This window comes from Bradyrhizobium neotropicale, assembly GCF_001641695.1.
Lineage (GTDB): Bacteria > Pseudomonadota > Alphaproteobacteria > Rhizobiales > Xanthobacteraceae > Bradyrhizobium > Bradyrhizobium neotropicale.
Genome location: NZ_LSEF01000028.1, coordinates 84,537 through 98,435, shown reverse-complemented (window position 1 = coordinate 98,435; position 13,899 = coordinate 84,537). Strand labels below are relative to the sequence as shown.

Below are 13,899 nucleotides of genomic sequence, written 5' to 3'. Positions count from 1 at the left end.
CGCGTCTACTGGTCAGGCAGCAGCGCCCAACTGCACTTGAAATTCTTCGAAGGCCGAGATGGCGTCCGCCGCGTACATCAGCGACGGCCCGCCGCCCATATAGATGGTCATGCCGAGGGTTTCCTCCACCTCCTGACGGGTGGTACCGAGCCTGACCAGCGCTTCCATGTGAAAGCCGATACAGCCGTCGCAGCGCGTCGCAATCGCGATCGCAAGCGCGATCAGTTCTTTGGTCTTCTTGTCCAGGGCACCGTCGCGGCCAGCTGCCTGCGCGAGCGCCGAGAAGGCCTTCATCGTGTCGGGGATATCTTGGCGCAGTTTTCGCAAATCGCCGGAAATGCGCTTGGTGATGTCGAGGTAATTTTTCTTCATGAGTGCACTCCTCGCTTGCTTGATGACGGCTGGAGCGATGGTTGCCCGAACAGCAAACGAAACGGCCAAGCCCTGAAAAATCGGATTGAGCAGTGCAAACCAAAATTGAAGGGCGCGAAGCCGCCGTCCGCCGAAGGCCAGTATCGCACAAAGTGCATTTTGCACTGCCGTCAGGGAACCTCGAACCTCTGCGCGCGCGGCACAGCAAGGATATCAGCGGGAGGAAGCGCGCTCACTGAACAAGCCGAGCGCGCAGTCGTGTAAATTCGGCATCGCTGATCGACCCTGCCTGTTTCAGCCGACTGAGCTTGTCGATTTCATCTGCGACGCTGAACCCAACTGCGCTCCTGAGTTCGTCGCGTGCCTGCCGAACTTGTTGCACGTTACGCTCCGCCATGCCTCTTCCCTGAAAGATCAAGTACGCAAGCACGACGATGTATGGAAATACGATCCATCCTATCACCCACATTGCCTTGACCCAGCCGGAGATGTCGTGGCGTCGGAATAGATCGGAAGCGACAGTAATAAGCAGCCAGAACCACACGATGAGGAAGAATATCGTGAGAGCGTCCAGCAAAAAATTTCGATAGGTGAAGCCCTCCTGAAAGAACAACATTGCGCGCTCCCTTTGCCTGTCACGGAGTGCAAGAGACCAGCCGACTGTTATTATTATTCAAGGTCGCTGCCCGCTTTTGATTTAGATCAACGCATGTCGGGTTGGGGTCAAAACGCGAAGAACTCACCGTGCGCAAATCCAATCCGCTATACCCCCGTGTCCGGACTCGACAAAGCGCACGGCCACTTCGCTGATGGGCCACGAGCCGGCATTCAGATGAATGCTATTCCGTTCGCCAGTGCTCGTTGATCTGATGCCATGTACCGTCTGCGCGTATCGAAGCAATTCCAGCGTTCAGGCGCGCGAGCAGTTCAGCTCGCATACCTTTTGGCACGGCAACTGCGAACGGCAGTTCCAGAAACATGTGCGGTGAACCGCGAACCTGGCCTGGATAGAGCCCATCAGCAATGCGCGAGCCCACATGATAGCTCAGCGCCGCAGCAGCAGCCTCACCACGAACGAGACGGCCCAGGCATCCTAACACGGGCGATGTCGGAAATGGGTCAAACCGCGACACCGCCGGTGTCCAAGTCGAGTTTGCTTCACGCCTGGAAGCGGACATCTCACTTTTGCGCGGGCCGGCCCAAAGCTACGCCCTCACTTCGACGGCGGCGCGGCCGCGCCTTCCGATTCGTCCCGTACATGGATCACGGCAATTTTGTCCGCGTAGAGCCGCTTCCAGCCCTTGATGTGATCCAGCACCTGCGCCGCCGGGGCATCAGCAACCAGCAGCGTGGCGTCGATCTTGTATTCGTCGAGCAGCCGCGTCAGGTTGTCGAGCTTCTTGACCTCCACCGCCTTGAAGAAGTCCATCACGAACTTCTCGCCATAGAGCTCGGCGCGGCCGTCGACGAACACCGGAATGTCGCGCGAGATCAAATAGCCGCCGAACTGGTAGGCGTTGAAGATGCGCTGTGCCTTGCGCTGTTCGAGCAGGTCGATGGCGGCAACCGGCGTCTGCTCCATCGTGAAGCTGAAGCGATGATGCGACAAGTAGATCGATGTCGAGGTCCAGGCGGCACCGACGATCATCAGCGCGCCGAGTGCCGTGACATAGCGGGCTGGCCAGCTCTCGCCGCCCGTCGCGTCCAGCTCGGGCCACGGTGATTGTTCGCCGAGCGGCTTGGCCAGCACCAGCGGCACCAGGAAGGCAAAGGCCTCGATGCTCCTGACATGGGTCAGTCCCATCCAGGTCAGCAGCAGGATCAGGAGAATGCGCGGTGGGGAAAGCGTGAGGCCACGGAAAAGGCCGATCGCGATCAGGCCGAACAGCGCGCCCTCGAACGCGGTGAAGGAGGCGAAATTCGCCGGCATCCATTCCGAGATGACCGAGAGCAGTTCGCCGAGATTGAGGATGTTCGTCGCGCCAAGCAGCGTTCGCCAGCCATAGGGCGTGACGCAAGCAGCTCCCATCGCGGCGACACCGAACAGGAACCAGCGCAGCAGCAGCCGGACCTGCTTGCCGGACTCAATGCCCCAGATCGCCACGAGCGCGGTCGGGCCGATCAGCGCGAGGCCCAGCACGAAGCCGCCATGCAGGTTCGACCACAGCGACATCAGTGGCAGCCAGTACCAGGACGGTGTGCCCCTGCGATCGGCCGCCGCCATCAGCATGCCGACCCACGCGATCATGACGGGCAGCGCCAGGATGTGCGGGCGCGCCAGAATGTGATGCAGCGACAGCACGACCGCGAGCATCGCGAACAGCACGGAGCGTGGAATCTCGAGATGTGCGTCGAGCAGATAGACGAAGATCGCCGCCGACAGCGCCACCGCAAGCGCAGTGAGGATCACCGGACCGGCCCACTCCCACTGCGCGTAGGACAGTGCGAACATCACCTGCGACAGCCACGACGTCGAGATCCAGGGCTCACCTGGCCGTGTGAAGGAATAGAAATCGGTATAGGGCATCGCCTGATGATCGAGGATCCACTGCCCGATCTTGATCTGCCAGAACGAGTCGGAGTCCTGCAGCAGCGTGTCGCCGACATAAAGGAAGAAGAGATAGGCGCCGGCGCCGACGCACAGCGGCACCAGCGCTCGCGCGCGGCCGTGGACCGCAATGCTGTTGGTGAAGGAGAGGGACATGCCGCCTTGACGTCCTGCCTGTTCTTTCCGGTTGGCCGGGCGGCATTGGACCATGGCGGTCATAACTTCGGGTAAATCGGCGCACGCAGCGCGGTTTCAAATCCCTACTATTTAACCGATCGTTTTCAATTTCGATTTACCATCGGCGAATACACGCAAACCGCCCCGTCTTTACGCGGTCGAGTTAACTGCGGCGCAATTCTTTGCATTTACAGTCGGTTCCATGGTCAGGCGGCGCTGGGAAGCCAAGAGACCAGACCAGTTGTAGCCTCGTGTACTCTTTGGAGCAGTCTATGAAGAACCTCGTTGCGCGTTTCGCGAAGGATGAATCCGGCGCCACCGCTATTGAGTACGGTCTGATCGCTGCCGGCATCGCGCTGGCAATCATCACCGTCGTCAATAGCCTCGGCACCACGCTGAACGCCAAGTTCGGCTCGATCTCGTCCAGCCTCAAGTAAGGCCAGACGAACTGGAATCAAAAGAGCCCCGTCCTGGACGGGGCTCTTTTCTTTTGGGCGGTGATTTCGTGCTGGTATGGTGAGCAAAGCGAAGCGTGCCCACCATTGAAAATCTTGAACTGCGAGAATGCTGGTGGGCACGGCGCTACGCGCCTTTGCCGACCCTACGGTAGCTCTAGCCGAGGCCTGGCTGCCAGGCGGGTGACGCGTCCTTCGCAACGTCGTCCGACGCGCGGCTCATCCATGAGAGATAGCATTTTGCGGCCCAAATCGACGCCGCGGCGAGTGCAATGCCCCCGATGACATCGATCATGTAGTGCGCGCCGATCACCGGCGTCGCGGCGATCATCAAGAGGTTGAGCGCGGCGGCGATGCCGCCGATGCGGCGCACCGGCCACAGCGCCCACATGTAGAGCACGGCTGAGGCGGCGTGAAAGCTCGGGAACGAGACGATGCCGGAGAGCTTGAACAGTTTGAGCTCGTGCAGGCTTCCGTCGCGCAAGGCGAGGATGTCGCGCAGCTGCCCGGCATAGATCGCGGTGTTGATGTCGGGGAAGTGGGCCGCCGGCAATTGCAGTCCGTAATAGGTGCCGATCGCCGGGACGACGGCCGAGATCGCGATGGTGATCGCGAGCGCGAGGCTCATCGCGAGCATGAACAGTTGTAGGCGCACATAGCGCGCCGTCAGCGCCAGCACGATGGGGATGGCGAGCAGCGGCCATTTGATCAGTCCGTAGCCGCGCGACAGGACGTCGGCGAGCCACGGATGGTCGTTGACATAGCGGGCGATCGGTTCGGGATCCATGCCAAGCGCGCGATCGATCGCAAGCAGCGCGTGGTCCTGCAGCGGCCAGCCCATGTTGCCCGCGACAAAGCTCAGCGGGCCCACGATGGCGCAGGTGAGAATGACCTGACCGATCGTGCCGAGCGAGAACACCAGCTTTGGATCGGCGCGCTCGCCTTTGGTCATCTGATGAAGATAGGTAACGGCGAGCAGTACAGCTGCGATCGCCAGCGTCACGCCGTAGGCGATCGGCTCGAGCCGAAGCCCCGTGAAGGCGAGGCCGAGCGCCAGCAGGCTGCCCATGGCTGCGATGGGAAGCCAGTTCACGTGGAAGAGCTGCCAGGCGGTTCGGGCGTCCGTATCGATCATGCTGCACCGAAATTGATGCCGTACAATCGCGGGCCCGCTTTAAGATGGCGGTAAGAATTGTAGTCAGCCATTCGCCAAGAGATTCGCTGCAGTTTTAGACGTCCAAGAGATGGTCCAGCGGAACGTCCAAACCGCGTTGCGTGGATTGCGGCTCCGCGCATTTGCTTCTTGTCATTCGCTCTGAATAGTTGTTCAGTTCTTGGGGGCGATTTGCAGCGAAATTGGTGACGAAGCGTTCGGGCGCAGGGCATGCGGTCGGCGTGGGTGGGACAGGAAGCGCGCCATGGTTTATCGGCGGACGCATCAAGTGGTTAAGCGCCTTGCGGCCCGGCGCAGCGCCATTCTCGCGGCGGCGCGCGAGGCGGCGGCGGAAGGCGGGATGGCGGCGGTGCAGATCGCGCCAGTCGCGGTTCGGGCCAATGTCGCGGCCGGAACCGTCTATCGCTACTTCCCCTCCAAGGCCGACCTGATCTCCGAATTGATCGCCGAGGTCTCCCGCGACGAGCTCGCGGCGATCCGCCGGGCGGCCGATGCCGCGCCGGGCCCGTCCTCGGCGCTGGCGGCCGCCGTCACCACGGTCGCCGTCCACACCCTGTCCCAGCGCCGACTGGCCTGGGGCATCCTGGCCGAGCCGGTCGACGTCGATGTCAGCGCCTCCAGACTTGCCAGCCGGCGCGAGATCGCGGGCGAGATCGCCGCCCGGATCGAGGCCGCGGTGCGCGCCGGCCACCTGCCGGCCCAGGACACCGCGCTTGCCGCGACCGCGCTGCTCGGCGCGCTGCATGAGGCGCTGGTCGGGCCGCTCGCCCCCGACAATCTCGAAGATCCCGCAAAGATGCGCGATGCCGTGCAGACCGTGACGCTGCTCGCGCTGCGCGCCGTCGGCGTCATGGACGCCCGCGCCCGTGGCCTCGTGGTGCAGCAGACGCTGCTACCGACCGCAAAGGCGCTGGTAGGGGCTTAAGGCCGGCGCCCGATCGAAGCGGCATGGGACCCCATCGCGTTTAAGCTGCTGTCCGAGAGTGAGTTTTCGAAAGACCGCCGCACGCCGATGGTGGCGCCATGCCGCCCTCGTGAGATTCGCAAGGCATCATGCCGGGCCGTCACCGGCTACTTTGCATGGGGTTGTTTTCGATATTTCTTGCGGCGCGATCAGGCCAGCATCGTCGGACGCGCCCCAATCCCCGGATTCCGGGTTCGCCCGCGAATGCGCGAGCGCCCCGGAAGACGGGAGCCTCACATATTCGCGTCGCCCTCGGGGCCGACGGAGGCGATGCGCACCATGTTGGTGGTGCCGGGAATGCCGAGCGGCACGCCGGCGACGATGATCACGCGCTGGCCGGCGCGGACGAACCCATCCCGAAACGCGATCTGGCCGGCGCGGCTCACCATGTCGTCCTGGTCGCGCGCATCCTCGGCGACCACACAGTGCACGCCCCAGACCACCGCGAGCCGGCGGCCGGCCGTGATGTTCGGCGTAATCGCCACGATCGGCGGCTTCGGCCGTTCGCGCGCGACGCGGACGGCGGTCGAACCTGAGCTGGTCCAGCAGATCAGGGCCGGCAGGTCGAGCGTTTCGGCGATCTGCCGCGCGGCATCCGCGATGGCATCGCCCGCGGTGGATTCAGGTGAGGGCCGCTGTGCCGCGACCATGGAATGATAGGTCGGGTCGCGTTCGACCTCCTCGCCGATGCGGTTCATGGTCGAGACCGCCTCGACCGGGAATTTTCCGGCGGCCGATTCCGCCGACAGCATGATGGCGTCGGCGCCTTCATAGACGGCGGTGGCGACGTCCGAGACCTCGGCGCGGGTCGGCACCGGTGCCTGGATCATCGATTCCAACATCTGCGTGGCGATCACCACCGGCTTGCCGGCGCGGCGCGCCATGCGCGTCATCTGCTTCTGCAGGCTCGGCACGCGCTCCAGCGGCAGCTCGACGCCGAGGTCGCCGCGCGCCACCATCAGCGCGTCGGAGGCCTCGATGATGTCGGCGAGGCGATCGATCGCCTGCGGCTTCTCGATCTTGGCCATCACGGCGGCGCGGCCGCGGATCATCTTCTTGGCTTCGATCACGTCGTCGGCGCGCTGCACGAAGGACAGCGCGATCCAGTCGACGCCGGTCGTCAGCGCCGCCTCGAGGTCGGCGCGGTCCTTCTGGGTCATCGCCGAGACCGCCAGGTCCGTATCCGGCAGGCTGACGCCCTTGCGGTCCGACATCTTGCCGCCGACCACGACACGCGTCACTGCATGCTCTTTCGAGGTTTCCTCCGCGATCAGCCGCACCTTGCCGTCATCGAGCAGGAGCGCATGGCCCGGCCGCAAGGCGGCGAGAATCTCCGGATGCGGGAGATGGACGCGCGTGGAATCGCCCGGTGCCTTGTCGGAATCGAGGGTGAAGGTCTGGCCGTTCTGGAGCTGGACCGAGCCCTCGGCGAAGGCGCCGAGCCTGAGCTTCGGCCCCTGGAGGTCGACCAGAATGCCGATCGGCCGGCCGTAGCTGCTCTCGACGTTGCGGATGGTCGCCACCAGCTCCCGCATCTTGTCATGCGGGGTGTGGCTCATATTGATCCGGAAAAGGTCGGCGCCGGCCTCGAACAGGCGGCGGATCATCGCGAGGTCTGAAGAGGCGGGTCCCAGGGTCGCGAGAATCTTGATACGGCGAAGACGCCTCATGGCTTATTCCCAGGCGGGAGAGGGGCGCCTGGCGGGAGGCCAGGCGAGGGCGGGGGCGTAGCACCCGGCGGGCTATTGGGCAAACCCGGAACGCCGCCCGGGCCAACCGGGCCCGGCAGGCCGGGTACCCGCTGCTGCGGGGGCTGCTCGTTGGCGTCGGTGAGCTGCACGGTCCAGGCCCGCTGCTCGCCGGTGTCGACCTCGAAGAAGCCGGTCCGGTCGTAGCCGCGCGCCAGGCAGTCCTCGGTGCCGCGGATGGTGAATTCCTTGTCGCGCGAGCACATGAAGGCCTGCCCGGACCACTCGCCGCCGCGGTCGTAGTCGATCGCGTAGATGTAGTAGTAGCGGGCAACCAGCGTGCCCCTGAGCAGCGTCTCGCAGGAGCGGGACGAGATGTTCCACCAGCCCTCGGTGGTCCAGCCGTCGGCGTCCTTGTAGCCCAGCGCGATGCCGACCCGGCTCGAGGTGTTGTTGCAGAGGCGGAAGTCGGCCGATGCCGGGCCATTCCAGAGGCACAGCAGGGCGACCACCAGCACCGGGACCAACCGGGCAAGCAGGCGAAGGGGTGAGCGGGGAGATTCGGCGATCATTGTCGCGGAAGCTATATCAGATGGTTGACGATTTCGCGTAGAGGGACCGGAACTGCCGGACCGCCCCAATGGCCCGTTTGCGCCGCGATATGGCAAAATCTGTGACAGGACCCCACCTGATCCCGTAAGGGTGAGCCAATCACCGGGGTGAGAGCCAACCGGGGCAGGGTAAGGGATCCAGCTATGGCAATCGACGACAAAACCAGAACAGAGCTCGAGGCGGCAGCGTTCCGGCGCCTGGTCGAGCATTTGCGGACGCGGACCGACGTCCAGAACATCGATCTGATGAACCTCGCGGGCTTCTGCCGCAATTGCCTGTCCAACTGGCTCAAGGATGCGGCCGACGCGCAAGGGGTCGCCTTAAGCAAGGATGAGAGCCGCGAAGCCGTCTACGGCATGCCCTACGAGACCTGGAAGACGAAATATCAGGGTACGGCCACGCCAGAGCAACTCGAAGCGATGAAGAAGGTCCATCCCGGTCATTAAGACCGTCCAGGCTTCGGCGTCGACGCGTGCGGCCTGAGTCGCGCGCAGCACAACGGCTTTCTTGGTCCTTGTGCAGGAAGATGTGGGCGCGCTGTGGACGATTGCGTTGTTGCCTTGAACGCGAGGGCCGCCAACCCTAAGGGTCAAGCAGCACGCGCGGTGACCATGCCGGCGTCACCTCGTTTTGCCAGTTCCATTGGGAGTACAAGATGGCCACCTCCGCCGCCGTCCGCGACGACGAACCCGCGACGAAATTTGCCAAGGACCAGCTCAAATCCATCATCGAGCGCATCGAGCGGCTGGAGGAAGAGAAGAAGGCGATCTCCGACGACATCCGCGACGTCTATGCCGAGAGCAAGGGCAACGGCTACGACGTGAAGGCGCTGCGCACCATCGTGCGCCTGCGCAAGCAGGATCCCAACGAGCGCGCCGAGGCCGAGACGATCCTCGAAACCTACATGCAGGCGCTGGGGATGCTCTGAGGGCTGGCTGTCGTCCTGGCGAAAGCCAGGATGGTGGATTGCCTACGCTTATTCTGTCGTCCCGCGAGACTGACATCGCGCTTCATTGATAGATTCCGCGGTTAGGTCCTGGCTTGCGCCAGGACGACGCCTGAGTTTTGGGCCGGGGAGAGATATCGTGACTGCGCCGCCGCTGCCGCGCGAGGTGGGCCGTGCCTTCGACGCCTTTCCGGCGCCGATCAGCAAGCGGCTGCTCCAGGTGCGCGCGCTGATCTTTGCGACCGCCGCGGCGCATGAAGAGGTCGGCCGGTTGACCGAGGCGCTGAAATGGGGCGAGCCGGCCTATCTCACCGAGGAGACGGGCAGCGGCAGCACGATCCGGCTCGGGCGCGTGAAAGACTCAGAGCTCGCCGCCATCCTGTTCAACTGCAAGACGACGCTGGTCGACACGTTTCGTGAACGGTTTGCGGAGCAGTTCGAATATCGGCAGACCCGGGCGTTGTTGTTGCCCGTCTCGGGCGCGCTGCCGAAGCAACCTTTATCGATCTGCTTGTCGCTGGCGCTGACGTATCATCTGGATCGGCGGGGCAGAAAAGCGCGATAGCAGTTGCGCCTCAGCGCAGCGTGGCGGTGCGCATGACGAAGGACGTCATATCGAGCTTCGCGGTGGCGCTACCCGAAAAACTGTCGCAGGACATTCCCAGCATCGGATCATCGGTGAAGCCCATCGCGATCACGGCCTGCGGCTTGATGAAGTAGGCGCGCATCGCGGCCATGTCGATCTCGCCCATCAGCGTCACCGACATTGCGCGGCTGGCGCTCGGCGACAGCATCACGATCTTGAGCCAGAGGCTCTCGCCCTTGGCCGCGGAGAGGCGGCTCGAGGTCGCGACCGCGCCCTGGGCGCCCTTGGCCACGACCGTGTTGATTTCCGTCGCCTGCGCGAGGTTGCGGGAGGCCGGGCGGCTCGTGCGCGGGATAGGCGCCGAGGCGGCAACGACGTTGGCGCGGTCGACCGGGGAGGCGGCGGCCGGCGCATAGGCCAGTGCCTGATAGGCGGCTGAGGAGACGCTCGCGGTCGGCTGCGGGTCGGTCGCGGCGGCGAGCGCCTGGCGCGCCTTCAGCGCGGCGACCTGGGCCGGGGTCGCCTGTTGCGGCGTCGCCGGAATATCCCAGAAGCCGCGGGCATTGATGATGTCGGCCGGTGTTTCGGGCTTGTCAGCTGGCTTGGCGTCAGCCGGTTTGTCGGCGACCGGTGCAGGCTTCGGCTTCGGCGGCGCAACGGCCTGCACATCGGCCGAGGCGAGCTGGAGCGCTGCGGGCACCTGCGGCTTGGCGCGAGGCGTCGGCACCGGATCGGCCGGCTTCGCCGCGGCGGCGACCGCGGTCGGGGCCGCCGGCTTCCCGCTCGCAACGGGCGCGCCCTCGTCATCCTCCTCGCTGCTGCTCGGAGCGGACTTGCTCCTGAACAGGGCGGCAAAGAAGTTCGGCTTGCTCGCGGCGTCATCGCCGCTGCCGCGCCGCTCAATGTCGGCCTTGGCGAGCTCATAACCCTTCAGCGGCACGCCGTCGGTCGGAACGTGGACCGTGCGGCCGTCGGGGAAGACGCGCGCGAGCTGATCATGCGTCATGCGCGGCCAGTGCCGGATGCTGCCGGTGTCGAGATGCACGAAGGGCGAGCCGGAGGTCGGATAGAAGCCGACGCCGCCGCGCTGCAGGCGCAGGCCGGCGAAGCGGATCTGCTCCAGCGGCACGCCCGGAATGTAGAAATCCATCGCATGTCCCAGCATGTGCTGGCTGAAGCGCGCGACGCCCGAGGAGCGGCGGCGGAGCATGGCGTTGGTGGCGGGGGAGCGGTAGGAGGAGATGATCTGGATCGGCTGCTTGGCGTCGACGTCGCGATAGACTTCCCAGAGGATGTCGAAGAGGTGACGGTCCATGACCGTCTCGTCCTGGGTACGCCAGTCGCGCAGGAAGTGGTTGAGCTGCTTCAGCGCCGCTTCGTCATAGCGTCCGTCGCGCTTGAAGGTGACGGTGAGATCTTCGCCGGAATGGGTGTGGTGGAAGGAGAGCGTGTGGGTTTCGTTCAGTGCCGCGGCGTCATGCACCGAGCCGGCGGCGGCAAGCAGCACCAGCGCGGCGAGGCCGATCCTGGATCCGGCCTTCAACCCCGCATGGGACAACGACACCGCAGAAATTTTGCGTGCGAAACCAGCCAGCACGTATGAGCCCACCCAGTCGACGAGCGTTCAAAATGGACTCTCCCGCCAACCCCGCTAGCGCGCGAAAGAGGATGAACGCTTTCTTAAAGCGAGAAGGTTAATTCGAGGTGTACCTTCCCGCCCCCAAACCAAGTCACAATACAAACCTAAACGGTTGACTGTGGCGAAAAAACGCCCGCTGCCCGGCCTCGGGCGAGAGAATGGTTAACGTTAAGCGATCCCGACCACGGGTCGAGATCGCTGATTTCATTGAAGAATTTCAAGAAATGATGGCTGAGAATGGCTCAGCGGGTAAACACCCGCTGCGGCCTGCGGCCGACCGGAGCCGGCGGCGGGGTCGGCGCGCCGAACAGCCGCTCGAAGAAAGAGGGGCCGGACGAGGAGAAGCCGCTGTTGGCCACTGCCACACCGGACGGCAGCGTCGTTGCCGGGCGCGAGTAGCTCGGCTGGGCATGAGCGACGACGTTCTCGAGATCCTTGCCGCGGTTGTTCTTCAGGATGTTGATCATGGTCGCATCGCGGCCATACACGTCCTTGCGGATTTGCAGCTTGCCGGCGTCGTCCACGAACGCGGTCTGGTAGGTGATGTTGACCGGGACCGGCGTCGGGAATTTCAGGTCGACCTCGCTCGAGCCGTACATGCTGCGGATTCGCTCCGGCGTGTAATGCTCGTTCGGCATCGTGATGTTGAGCAGCACCGAGGCGTATTGATCCGGATTCTGGACCCGCATGCAGCCATGGCTGTAGGCGCGCTCTTCCTTGGCGAACAGGTACTTGTCCGGCGTGTCGTGCTGATAGACCAGGAACTTGTTCGGGAAGTTGAAGCGGACGCGGCCGAGCGCGTTGGCTTCACCCGGCGGCTGCGAGATGTGTACGGAGCCGTCGCGGTTCTGTTCGAGGCGCAGGCCCATGCGCTGAAGCACGGTCGGATCCTGCTGAAGCGCCGGCAAATATTCGTTGTAGACGATCGACGGCGGCACGTTCCAGGTCGGGTTGACCGTGATGTACTTCATCGTCTCGCTGAGCAGCGGGGTCGCATGCGTGCCGGGCTTGCCGGTGACGACGCGGGTGGTCCAGACCTGCTGGCCGCGCTGCATCACCTTCAGCGTGTAGTCGGGGATGTTGAGGATGACATAGGCGTCGCCGAGCGAAGGGGCGCCGAGGTCGCGCGGCAGCCAGCGCCAGCGCTCCATGTTCACCAGCACCGTGTCGATCTGCCTGTCGCGCTTCGGGCTGTTCAGCGCCCTGACCGTCCTGTCGTCGAGGATGCCGGTGGCCTTGAGATCGGCGCCGTCCTGGAATTTGCGCACGGCTTCCGCGACGGTTGCGTCGTAGCGGGTGTCGTTGGCGTTCTCGGTGATGCCGAGCTTGGCACGGAGCTGCGGCACGCGCGGATCTTCCACCACGACCTCAGCCTGCTTCTTGCCGCGGGCCGGGGTGTATTTCAGCGCAGGCCCGTCAGTGATCTCGATCACCGGGCCGTCGCCCTGGCCGCGCAGCTGCGCGAGCTTCGCCTTCAGCTCCTTGTAGAGCTTCTGCGGCGGGTTGTAGCTGTCGAGCGCCGCGGAGGCGTCGGCCGAGGTAGTGATCTTGGTCAGCACCTCGTTCGGATCGGTCGGGTGCTCGGGATAGAGGATGTCGGCGCTGACCTGCGACCAGTGCATCCGGCCGCTCTGCGCCTGGCGCGCATAGTCGAGCATGCTGGCGGTGAGCTTCAGCTCGGCCTCGGCGAGCGCATCGGGCGTCGTGGCCGCAGTGAAATCCGGCACCGGGTAATCGGCGGGATTGAGGCCGTCGGAGGCCGCATCCTTCAGCCGCGAGATCACGCCCTTGCCCGCAGCGGTGAGGGCGCCTGCCTGGGTCCAGACCGGCGCGAACTCGCGCGCGCCGTAAAACTTCTCGACGGCGGCACGTTCATTCTTGCGATCGAAATAGCGCGAGGACTTGGCGCCGATCATGTCCTTGAGCTTGTCGGCGACCGGCTGGTCCGCGGCAGGAACGTTGCTCGCGGCCTTCACGGGCTCTGGGGCCGGCTCCTTGGCGACGTCCTTGGGCGGTTCGGCCGGGGTCGCTGCCGCGGCCGCAGGTGCGGCGGGAGCGATCGGCGTTGCGGTCGCAGTGTCCGCCTTGGCTGGTTCAGATTTGACGGGCTCCGTCTTGGCAGTCTCGTTCTTCGGCGCGTCAGCCGCGGGCGTGGTGGCGACGTCGGCGGGCTTGGCCTCGACCTTCTCGGGTGCGGGCGCGGCGGCCTCTGTCTTCGCAGCTTCCTTGGCGGGGTCCTGAACGGTTACCGTGGTATCGAGCTTGATGTCGGCGGCGGTCGGGGGCGGGACGTTTGCGGGCTCCGGGCGCGGGATCGCGGCTTCGATCGCGAGCTCGGCGGCGCTGCTGCGCGCCTGGTCCTGCGCCAGCGCCGAAGTGGCCGACACCGTGAGGAAGGTCGCCGTGACCGTCATCAGCACGCGGTCAAAGCCTCGACGGTGGTTCAAGCAGTCAAGCATTGTGTCGCACCCCTTGGGTGAACTGTCCCTCATGGAACAGCTTCGTTATCGTCTTATGAGCTTCGGCTAATCGTGCCGGCTTCTCGAAAGTTGCACGCCTGCACGCAACGATTCTTACGCAGACGATATACAGGCCCCGTTTTTGCAGCCAGCGCCACCCGGGACAACTCACGACAAACTGACTTCAAGGAAGCCTCTTGGCAACGGATTGTGCGCTTCTGCCAAGCGCTTTTCCCTTTGTCTGTCACTTCCAAGTCACGGTTCGCGCCGCGGTCGAAA

Annotated in this window: 13 protein-coding genes; 5 read left to right on the top strand and 8 right to left on the bottom strand. The window is 64.4% G+C overall.

The annotated features are described in order from the left end of the window. Window positions 1–12 precede the first annotated feature (12 nt). From AXW67_RS06325 to AXW67_RS06315, 3 genes are all read right to left on the bottom strand, one after another. Window positions 13–372: a carboxymuconolactone decarboxylase family protein gene (locus AXW67_RS06325; RefSeq protein WP_063677166.1), complete on the bottom strand. Its 360-nt coding sequence runs from the start codon at window positions 370–372 to the stop codon at window positions 13–15. A 232-nt stretch (window positions 373–604) separates the two neighbouring features. Continuing rightward, window positions 605–988 carry an SHOCT domain-containing protein gene (locus AXW67_RS06320; protein WP_063677165.1) on the bottom strand — a complete coding sequence of 128 codons (384 nt, stop codon included), beginning with the start codon at window positions 986–988 and terminating at the stop codon, window positions 605–607. A 597-nt stretch (window positions 989–1,585) separates the two neighbouring features. Further along, window positions 1,586–3,076 (bottom strand): hypothetical protein, encoded by a 1,491-nt coding sequence (locus AXW67_RS06315; RefSeq protein WP_063677164.1) that lies wholly within the window; start codon window positions 3,074–3,076, stop codon window positions 1,586–1,588. 293 nt (window positions 3,077–3,369) lie between these two features. On the opposite strand from AXW67_RS06315, the gene AXW67_RS06310 reads away from it, so the two are divergent. Further along, window positions 3,370–3,534, top strand: coding sequence for a Flp family type IVb pilin (locus AXW67_RS06310; protein ID WP_063677163.1), 165 nt, complete (start codon window positions 3,370–3,372; stop codon window positions 3,532–3,534). A gap of 175 nt (window positions 3,535–3,709) precedes the next feature. Here AXW67_RS06310 and AXW67_RS06305 read toward each other — a convergent pair whose 3' ends face one another. Beyond that, a complete protein-coding gene (locus AXW67_RS06305) occupies window positions 3,710–4,687 on the bottom strand; it encodes a phosphatase PAP2 family protein (protein ID WP_063677162.1) in 978 nt (325 codons plus the stop codon). 283 nt (window positions 4,688–4,970) lie between these two features. Here AXW67_RS06305 and AXW67_RS06300 point away from each other — a divergent pair, with 283 nt between their 5' ends. Continuing rightward, complete coding sequence (locus AXW67_RS06300; RefSeq protein ID WP_027553229.1) at window positions 4,971–5,651, top strand: TetR/AcrR family transcriptional regulator; 681 nt, start codon at window positions 4,971–4,973, stop codon at window positions 5,649–5,651. A 272-nt stretch (window positions 5,652–5,923) separates the two neighbouring features. On the opposite strand, the gene pyk is transcribed toward AXW67_RS06300, so the two are convergent. Both pyk and AXW67_RS06290 read right to left on the bottom strand, forming a co-directional pair. Beyond that, window positions 5,924–7,360, bottom strand: coding sequence for a pyruvate kinase (gene pyk / locus AXW67_RS06295; RefSeq protein WP_063677161.1), 1,437 nt, complete (start codon window positions 7,358–7,360; stop codon window positions 5,924–5,926). Continuing rightward, window positions 7,357–7,950, bottom strand: coding sequence for a DUF1036 domain-containing protein (locus AXW67_RS06290; RefSeq protein WP_063677160.1), 594 nt, complete (start codon window positions 7,948–7,950; stop codon window positions 7,357–7,359). Before AXW67_RS06290 ends, pyk begins: the two co-directional genes overlap by 4 nt. A 183-nt stretch (window positions 7,951–8,133) precedes the next feature. Here AXW67_RS06290 and AXW67_RS06285 point away from each other — a divergent pair, with 183 nt between their 5' ends. The 3 genes from AXW67_RS06285 to AXW67_RS06275 all read left to right on the top strand — a co-directional run bounded on the left by AXW67_RS06285 (window position 8,134) and on the right by AXW67_RS06275 (window position 9,501). Beyond that, the gene (locus AXW67_RS06285; RefSeq protein ID WP_027553232.1) at window positions 8,134–8,436 is read left to right on the top strand and encodes a DUF1244 domain-containing protein; all 303 of its coding nucleotides are present in this window, start codon (window positions 8,134–8,136) and stop codon (window positions 8,434–8,436) included. 209 nt (window positions 8,437–8,645) lie between these two features. Further along, window positions 8,646–8,918: a DUF2312 domain-containing protein gene (locus tag AXW67_RS06280; protein ID WP_018641571.1), complete on the top strand. Its 273-nt coding sequence runs from the start codon at window positions 8,646–8,648 to the stop codon at window positions 8,916–8,918. A gap of 157 nt (window positions 8,919–9,075) precedes the next feature. Next, window positions 9,076–9,501, top strand: a complete 426-nt coding sequence (locus AXW67_RS06275; protein WP_063677159.1) for a hypothetical protein — start codon at window positions 9,076–9,078, stop codon at window positions 9,499–9,501. A 10-nt stretch (window positions 9,502–9,511) separates the two neighbouring features. On the opposite strand, the gene AXW67_RS06270 is transcribed toward AXW67_RS06275, so the two are convergent. Next, window positions 9,512–11,131, bottom strand: coding sequence for a peptidoglycan L,D-endopeptidase MepK (locus tag AXW67_RS06270; RefSeq protein WP_063677158.1), 1,620 nt, complete (start codon window positions 11,129–11,131; stop codon window positions 9,512–9,514). A gap of 272 nt (window positions 11,132–11,403) precedes the next feature. After that, window positions 11,404–13,620: a L,D-transpeptidase family protein gene (locus AXW67_RS06265; protein ID WP_063677157.1), complete on the bottom strand. Its 2,217-nt coding sequence runs from the start codon at window positions 13,618–13,620 to the stop codon at window positions 11,404–11,406. Between the last annotated feature and the right edge of the window lie 279 nt (window positions 13,621–13,899).

Excerpts from the sequence above, each read along its gene's own strand:
- AXW67_RS06290 (WP_063677160.1), bottom strand. The coding sequence starts at position 7,950 with ATGATCGCCGAATCTCCCCGCTCACCCCTTCGCCTGCTTGCCCGGTTG.
- pyk (WP_063677161.1), bottom strand. The coding sequence starts at position 7,360 with ATGAGGCGTCTTCGCCGTATCAAGATTCTCGCGACCCTGGGACCCGCC.
- AXW67_RS06305 (WP_063677162.1), bottom strand. The coding sequence starts at position 4,687 with ATGATCGATACGGACGCCCGAACCGCCTGGCAGCTCTTCCACGTGAAC.
- AXW67_RS06285 (WP_027553232.1), top strand. The coding sequence starts at position 8,134 with ATGGCAATCGACGACAAAACCAGAACAGAGCTCGAGGCGGCAGCGTTC.
- AXW67_RS06325 (WP_063677166.1), bottom strand. The coding sequence starts at position 372 with ATGAAGAAAAATTACCTCGACATCACCAAGCGCATTTCCGGCGATTTG.
- AXW67_RS06315 (WP_063677164.1), bottom strand. The coding sequence starts at position 3,076 with ATGTCCCTCTCCTTCACCAACAGCATTGCGGTCCACGGCCGCGCGCGA.
- AXW67_RS06265 (WP_063677157.1), bottom strand. The coding sequence starts at position 13,620 with ATGCTTGACTGCTTGAACCACCGTCGAGGCTTTGACCGCGTGCTGATG.
- AXW67_RS06310 (WP_063677163.1), top strand. The coding sequence starts at position 3,370 with ATGAAGAACCTCGTTGCGCGTTTCGCGAAGGATGAATCCGGCGCCACC.
- AXW67_RS06320 (WP_063677165.1), bottom strand. The coding sequence starts at position 988 with ATGTTGTTCTTTCAGGAGGGCTTCACCTATCGAAATTTTTTGCTGGAC.
- AXW67_RS06300 (WP_027553229.1), top strand. The coding sequence starts at position 4,971 with ATGGTTTATCGGCGGACGCATCAAGTGGTTAAGCGCCTTGCGGCCCGG.
- AXW67_RS06280 (WP_018641571.1), top strand. The coding sequence starts at position 8,646 with ATGGCCACCTCCGCCGCCGTCCGCGACGACGAACCCGCGACGAAATTT.